General features: G+C 64.5%; 5 protein-coding genes and 1 pseudogene. 4 read left to right on the top strand and 2 right to left on the bottom strand.

All coding sequences use genetic code 11. The features are described from left to right. Window positions 1-176 precede the first annotated feature (176 nt). The 4 genes from BMY84_RS20165 to BMY84_RS20180 are packed head-to-tail and all read left to right on the top strand — an operon-like array spanning window position 177 to window position 3,916. Window positions 177-746, top strand: coding sequence for a hypothetical protein (locus BMY84_RS20165; protein WP_143075105.1), 570 nt, complete (start codon window positions 177-179; stop codon window positions 744-746). After that, window positions 743-2,131 carry a 7-cyano-7-deazaguanine synthase gene (locus BMY84_RS20170; RefSeq protein ID WP_093086063.1) on the top strand — a complete coding sequence of 463 codons (1,389 nt, stop codon included), beginning with the start codon at window positions 743-745 and terminating at the stop codon, window positions 2,129-2,131. Before BMY84_RS20165 ends, BMY84_RS20170 begins: the two co-directional genes overlap by 4 nt. Further along, a complete protein-coding gene (locus BMY84_RS20175; RefSeq protein WP_093086064.1) occupies window positions 2,122-3,303 on the top strand; it encodes a helix-turn-helix domain-containing protein in 1,182 nt (393 codons plus the stop codon). The genes BMY84_RS20170 and BMY84_RS20175 overlap by 10 nt, the downstream gene beginning before the upstream one ends. Continuing rightward, window positions 3,278-3,916 carry a hypothetical protein gene (locus tag BMY84_RS20180; RefSeq protein WP_093086066.1) on the top strand — a complete coding sequence of 213 codons (639 nt, stop codon included), beginning with the start codon at window positions 3,278-3,280 and terminating at the stop codon, window positions 3,914-3,916. Before BMY84_RS20175 ends, BMY84_RS20180 begins: the two co-directional genes overlap by 26 nt. Before the next feature lie 397 nt (window positions 3,917-4,313). Here the strand turns inward: BMY84_RS20180 and BMY84_RS20185 are convergent, their stop codons facing one another. Both BMY84_RS20185 and BMY84_RS29870 read right to left on the bottom strand, forming a co-directional pair. Further along, the gene (locus BMY84_RS20185) at window positions 4,314-6,815 is read right to left on the bottom strand and encodes a S8 family peptidase (protein ID WP_093086067.1); all 2,502 of its coding nucleotides are present in this window, start codon (window positions 6,813-6,815) and stop codon (window positions 4,314-4,316) included. A gap of 2 nt (window positions 6,816-6,817) precedes the next feature. Further along, window positions 6,818-7,072 (bottom strand): annotated as a pseudogene (locus BMY84_RS29870) (hypothetical protein); the annotation flags it as partial.

The raw sequence follows: 7,072 nt of genomic DNA on the forward strand, positions 1-7,072 counted from the left end.
TCGTTGCAAACTGATGGCGCAGTCTAGGTCATTCCTATCGAACTGCCAGCTCCTACGCGGTGGGGCCACTGTGGTGCGTGGCGGAGTGTCACGATCAGATGAATGACAGGTTCTCCCACTAGAAATGTTGACATTGTCAGGTCAATCGACCATTTAACCTGACAGGAGGACTTCAAATGAGCGATGGTCCGTACCGTTCGTTGCCGATGTCACCGAAGTGGAAGCAGACGGCGAAGCGCGCCTATCTGTCGTCTTTCTCGGCGCCCGAAATTTCCGAGGCGCTGCAGCAGGCAGCGGAGCGTGACTGCCGTGCGGAGCTTTCCGCTGGGCTCGTGCGTCGCGTAACGGCCCTGATCATCGGCCCCGATGAGCCCGGGCTCTTTCGTGACCTTCCGACCGCCGATCTGAATGCGCTGCACCGCGAATGCTCCTCGACCATGGAGCATGGGCTCGTGAATAACGCGATCGATGCTTTGCAAGACGGGCTGCGCGGGCAGGCGGCGCTCCAGCGGGCCGCGGAGGCAAGCGTGTCGGACCGGATGCTCGCGGGCAGTCGGCAGATCGAAGAGCATATGCACCGCGAAGCCTCGGATCACCGGGCGCGCGCCACCCGTTCGCGTCTCGAAGAGGCGCATGGCAGAGTGGATGTATCCGGCGTCGCCCGGATTCTGTTGCGGGCACCGGATGCGCCAGCGCGAACCGCCACCGTCGTTTATTCCGGCCTTGATGACGGAGTTCCGCTTTGACCGCCAAGTTCTATCATGCCGCGGATGCGGTGCCGCACCGTGTCGATGCCATTGAGATGGACGAAGCGCCGCGAGAGGGCGCGCGCGTGGCGACACTCGGCCAGACCATCACGCTGTCGATCGAAGGGCTCAAGGACTTCTTCTTCGCCGACTGGCGGCGCGATCTGATCGATCTGCTCGTGATCGCTGCCGCCGTCGAATATTGCGACCTCAGCGTCCGGCGGCCGGCCTGGGGCTGGGCACGGTCGTTCGACTTGCTCGTCGCGGTGCATGACGAAGAGAAATGGAGCTCGCCGCCGGTCCGTAGCGCGCTCGAAGAGGCGCTCGCCTTTCTAACTGGCGATCGCTGGACCGTGAGCTTCACCACACGCCGCGATCCCGTTGTGAAAATCACGCCGCGCCGCCTCGAACTCGACACCCCCGACAAGGTCATCATGCCCTATAGCGACGGGCTCGACTCCCGGGCCGTCGCCGCGATCGTGGAGGACCAGGAAAAAGGCGGCCTCGTCCGTGTCCGTCTCGGCTCCAAGGGGGTCGACAGCACGAAGGTCCCGCGCAAGAAGCGCCGCTTCGCGATCGTACCGTTCGACGTAAGGCTCGGCAAACGCCAGCGCGTCGAATCATCCGCGCGGTCTCGGGGCTTCAAGTTCGCGGTGATCACAGGCATTGCCGCCCAACTCGCGCCCGTCGACCGCATCGTGGTGACCGAGAGCGGGCAGGGCGCGCTTGGACCGATCCTCGTCTCGTCTGGACAGAGCTATCCCGATTATCGGGTCCATCCCGCGTTCACCCGACGTATCGAGCGGCTGTTTCAAGCCCTTACCGACAAGGCCCCAACCTATGAATATCCGCGTATCTGGAACACCAAGGGGGAAACCCTCGCCTTGGCCAGCGCTCTTGCCACCCCGCCCACCTGGCATGATACGCGCTCGTGCTGGCAGGATTCGCGCCGCGTCAGCTTCGATGGCGAGCGCCGTCAGTGCGGCGTCTGCGCAGCCTGCATGTTGCGGCGCATGAGCATCCACCGTGCCGGGATCGAAGAACCGGCCTCGCGATATATCTGGGAAAACCTCGGCGCCGCCGAATTGGAAGATGGCGCCGTGGCAGGCTTCTCCGGCATGTCGCCGGCTTTTCGCGACTATGCGCTGGCCGGTATTCTCCATCTCGATCATCTCGCGGCGCTCAGCGGTTCCGAGTTGCATCAGCGGACCGTCCGGCGTGTCGCCCGCGAAACTGCCGAAGCGCTCGGGATGGAAATGGCCGAAGGCGAGAGCGCCCTGACGGGCTTGCTCGAGCGACACCGGGCCGAGTGGCTCGATTTCCTCACCAGCCTTGGCAATCGCTCGTTCGTCGCCCGCGTGGCCAGGGTGTCGCCATGGCACTGATACCGGGCGGCTTGTCGCCCAAGGACTTGGGAGACCTGCTGCGGCAGGCCCGCGAGAACACCAAGATCACGCAGGCTGCGGCCGCGGCTGCGCTTGATGTCGCGCGCACCACTCTGGTCGCGATGGAGCAGGGGCAGCGCCGGCCGCGCGTCGACGAGCTTCAGAAACTGGCGGTTCTATACGGCCTGTCGCTCAACGAACTGCTGCGCCAAGACAGCATCCGCATCGATCTGCGGCCCCGGTTCCGTCACACTGGCGAGCAGAGCGACAAGCTACAAGCAGCCATCGAATTGCTCAACCGCCTCGTTCAGGCCGAAGTTGAGTTTGAGGACCTGCTGGGTATTCAGCGAGCGCGGCTCGATCCGCCAGAGCGCCCTCTTGTCCCGGGCAATGTGGCCCTTCAGGCCGAACAGGACGCTGCGGAATTGCGCCAATGGCTGGGGCTCGGACTGGCACCGGTCCACGATATCGTGAGCCTGCTCGAACTTCAGCTTGGCGCGCGCGTCTATGTCCGCAAGCTCGATCCGAAAATCTCTGGACTCTACGCCTTCGACGAGCGCGCGGGTGCGTGCATCCTGCTGAATGCCGATCACCCGCGCGACCGCCGCACGCAGACCGGGGCGCATGAGTTGGGGCACTTCATCTCGACCCGCCAGTCGCCGGATACGCTTCACGACGGGACGCCGGACTCGACCCGAGAGGAGCGCTATGCCAACACCTTTGCGCGGTGCTTCCTTACCCCGGCCCGGGCCGTGAGCGTCAAGTTTCAAGAGATGACCGCCGGGGCCTCGAAACTGACCCGCCGCCACGTCATCCTGCTGGCCCACGTTTTCGGCGTCTCCCGGGAAGCCATGCTCCGGCGTCTTGAAGAGTTGGGGCTCGCTAAGCCGGGAACGTGGGATTGGTTCGTCCAACAAGGTGGGATCACTGATGCGCAGGCGCTTGAGGTGCTCGGCGACTTGATCCCGCCGGACGATGCGAAGGTCGACGCGCGGCGCCAAATCTCGATGCGCATGAGCGTGATGGCCAGCGAAGCCTGGCGCCAGGCACTGCTCAGCGAAGGCCAGATTGCCCGGCTCCTCCACATCGATCGCGTCGATGCCCGGACCCTAATAGACGAGTTCGAGGCGGAAGGAGCTGAGACGGATGGATCCCGTTCGTTTTCGGCCTGAACCGCCGCTCGTCGCGGACGCCAGCGTCTGGATCAACCTCGTCGCCGGGGGGCGCGCAAATGATGTTCTGCGCACTTTGTCCAAGCCTACGATCATCCCGAGCATCGCGCTCGGCGAACTTGAACGCGGGCGCGACAAGGGCCGCAGCGCACACGATGGCATCACTCCGCTGATCGCGGCCGGCTACGTCACCGTCATCGACCTGCCGGCAGAGGCGGAGGACGTCTACCTGAGCCTAGTCGCCGGACGCGCCACCCAAACGCTAGACGACGGCGAGGCCGCCACGCTCGCACTCGCACTCCACCTCGGCGCGACCGCGCTGATCGACGAGCGCAAAGCTATCAGCATTGCCGCCGCCCGATTTCCGGTCCTCACCGTCGCCACGACTACCGACCTTCTTCTGAGCGCACAGGTCCGCGCCGTGTTGGACGCCGAGCAACTCGCCGACGTTTTATTTGCCGCGCTCACGGAAGCGCGCATGCGAGTTCCCGATCATTTGCTTGACGAGGTTTGTGCCTGCCTCGGGTTTGACAGAACACAACTGTGCCTCAGCCTCCCAGCGCGTGTGAGGAGCGCTCCACAAAGCGATTTGGGGAGGCCGCTGATTCGCTAGCTTGGCCGAAGAATACAGCCTCCGATGATCCTATTCCCGCTGGCGCTTCGATGGCTCGAAGCGTTCCCCCGAACGACGGTCCGCTTCCGCAGCTCGTCGCCGGAAACATGTCAGTCCGTTCTCGGCCAGTCTCGCTCGTTTAATGCCGATGTATGGCCAAAATCGGGAACATCGGCTTTCGTCGGGCGCTGCCGTTCAGACACTGAAGCAAGAACGGCCGCAAGGTCCCAACTGCGCCCATCCAACATGCCAGGAGGAGCACAGCCACGTCACCGTTCAGCGGTTCGCCGGTTCGCCGGTTCGCCGGTTCGCACTTGGTGAATGGTAGACGAAAACCGCATATCAAAGCTCGGACTTGCGCCGCCGCACGAGGCCTTCTTGCCCCTGATCCATTGCCCTAGACCTCGATCGCGATCTCCGGAGTGACCTGCGCTACAACCTCCGCGTATAATTCGGTGCCTGGTGCCGCACGGATGCTGGCAATGAGGCTGTAACGTACCGGCTCTCCGACGTGGCCTTGCGCGACATTTTCCCGCCACCAGCCGCCAGTCGGATAGACTATGATTGCGTCACGGGCGGCAAGCTCGGTTGCAGTTCCCTCCCAGATATCCGCGTGGAGCGAACCTCTGTTACGCAGTTGCGGACCCACAGTCCAACCGGTGTCTGATGCGGCGCGTTTGGAAGGCCGAGCGCCCGCCTCCGATGTGCGTCGGCGCAAAAAGGTATCCATCGGGTCATCAGCGTGCTTCAGGTCGAAGCGCAGACCATGACTCGCATAGACGTGCCGCCGCGAGAGACCGCGCTCGCCGGGGTTCGGTTCGATGAAGTAACTCAACGTAATCCGCAGCTGAACAAGTGTCGCGGGGTCCAGCGCTAGGAGCGCCTCGCGGGGCCATGGTAACTGATGAACCGCCAGCTCATCTGTAACGGCCGCCCCGCTCTTCATCTTAAACGGCACGATTTCGTCCTCAATGATGAGGGTCACATCGTGATCGAGGCTGCCAAGCGCGCGCGCCAGTGACGGAACGCCAAAACCGTATCGCCGCACGAGAGCGGGCTTGCCAATGGTGCCTTGGTGGGCGCGCATGGCTGCGGTCCACTCTGCAGAATGCACGATCAGACCACGGACCGTCTCGGGCCACAAAGTAGGCTTCTCCGCCATGATCTCTGCCGCCATGCGTGCGGCGAGCGCGGTCGCCGCACTAGTATCGCCCGTCGTCGTGAACGGCCGCTCCGCCATCGTACGATAGGTGGTTAGCAAGGCGAGATCATCGACATGGTCGCCCTGGCCTGTCGCTGGATCGTGACCGATGTTGCCGCCTTCGAAGACGACATCGGGCTTGAGCGGCCACTCGCGGATCCAGCTGACGGAGGTGCGGCTGCGCGGCATGATGTCGCCGGCCGCCCCGAGCGCGCTCCAGCCGGCATAGGTCGGATCCGTGATCAGCGTGCGCTCGGTGAAGGCGCCCACCGTCAGTGCATTCCAGGCTTGGGCCGGGCTTTCGATCGGCATCGTGTCGTTGCGCGCGGGATAGTCGGCCGCGACGATCGCCTCGCGGATATTGCCTGCGGCGACCGCGATGAAGCGCTGCACCTCGTCGCGGCCGAAAGCGATCGCGTCGAGCTTCGCCGACCAGGCCGATGGTCTCCCTCGACCATGATCGCCGAGACTGGTGACGGCGAGGCAGATCGCCCTTGGCCGGTTCGGCGCCGCGATCTCGGCGCGTGCAATAGCCTGGGCCGTAATCGCTCCATACAGATCGGGGTCGTTGGCGCCGTGATCCGGCAGGATCTTGACGGACTCGAGCCGGTGCCTGACGGTCACAGGCCCCGTCCCGTCGAGCACGTCCATGAGGTCGCCGTAGAGCAGCGTCCCCGACATCTGCGTGCCATGCCCTCCATGAGCCTGCGTGCTAACGTCCTCGACGTTCCAGGCGGCGTCAAACGCCTGCTGGTCTCCGGGCGCCAGATAGGGCGCGATGAGCGGATGGCCGATGGTCGTTCCGGAATCGAGCAGGCAGACGGCGGGCACTTCGCCGTCGATCGGCACGAGCCGGTCGGCGAGGTCGGCGCTCCACGTCCGCTGCTCGGCGCCGTCCATGCCCATGTACAGCGAGGGCGTATCCCGTGCGAGGCGGAGTTCCGCGACGCTGTCGGTGTTCGCGATGACCCGGCCGAGCTGTTCCGGTGTGCCTTTTGCGACGACGACATCACGTTCAGCGAATTCGAGGCTATATTCGCGCGTCGCCATGCCGAGCGCCTGTGCAGCCTTGTCGAACGACCCCTTCGTCCCTTTTCGGACCCAGACCTCCCACCAGGCCTCAACACCCGGCGCGGGGAAGAGATCTACCTGGTCGGTGTAGAAGGACCGCGCGACCGCCAGCCGTGCCGTCTCGAGCGAGGCGACGAGGCGCTGGTTTTTCGGCTTGCGAATTTCCACGGTCGAGCCATCGTCGAGCGTCTTCTGCCTAACCGTGTCTTCGTCGCGATAGGCTGTGACCTTCTTGAGGTAATAGTCCTTCTGCTTCTCCGGGACGAACACCGTTGCCGAGACGAGCCCCTCTTCGGCAGGGTGCACGTTTACCAGCTCGATGGGAAAACGGCCGCGTCGGTTCTCTAACTTGTCGACGATGTCCGCCTGGTCCGCGGGCAGCGTGAATTCGACGTAGAAGCCCTTCTCGCCCGCCGCCACAGCGGGCTCGCGGCTTGCAAGGATCGTCTCCCCCTGCTGCACCACCTGCGTCAGGGCCTGGGCTAGAGCGTTTGCGTGACCGGCCCTGTCGCGCTGCGGCGGTCCTCCGCCCCCATCGCCGCCCGCCTGATAGGCTGTGTACCCCTGGCGCGCCCCTGTCCCCTGCAGGTAGATATGCGGATGCGGCCGCGCTTCCTCGTCTGCCATCGTTACCGTCGGGCCGCTGCCCTTCGCTCAGCGATCGCCGCGAGAAGATCCGCTGTCTCCACGCGCTCACGCCCCGCGAGCAAGGTCCGTTTCGCCGATTCATCCGCAATCCGGGCGAGATCCGCCTGGCTCAGTCCCTCGATCTCTCCGGTCGCTTGCTCCCATGAGACCGAGGCCGTGTCGAAGGCCGACAGCCGGCCCTCCAGGATCGCTCGGGCGACAACCGCGTCCGGGAGGGCATATTCGATCACGTCGTC

This window comes from Sphingobium sp. AP50 (genome assembly GCF_900109095.1).
In the GTDB taxonomy this organism is placed as follows: Bacteria; Pseudomonadota; Alphaproteobacteria; order Sphingomonadales; family Sphingomonadaceae; genus Sphingobium.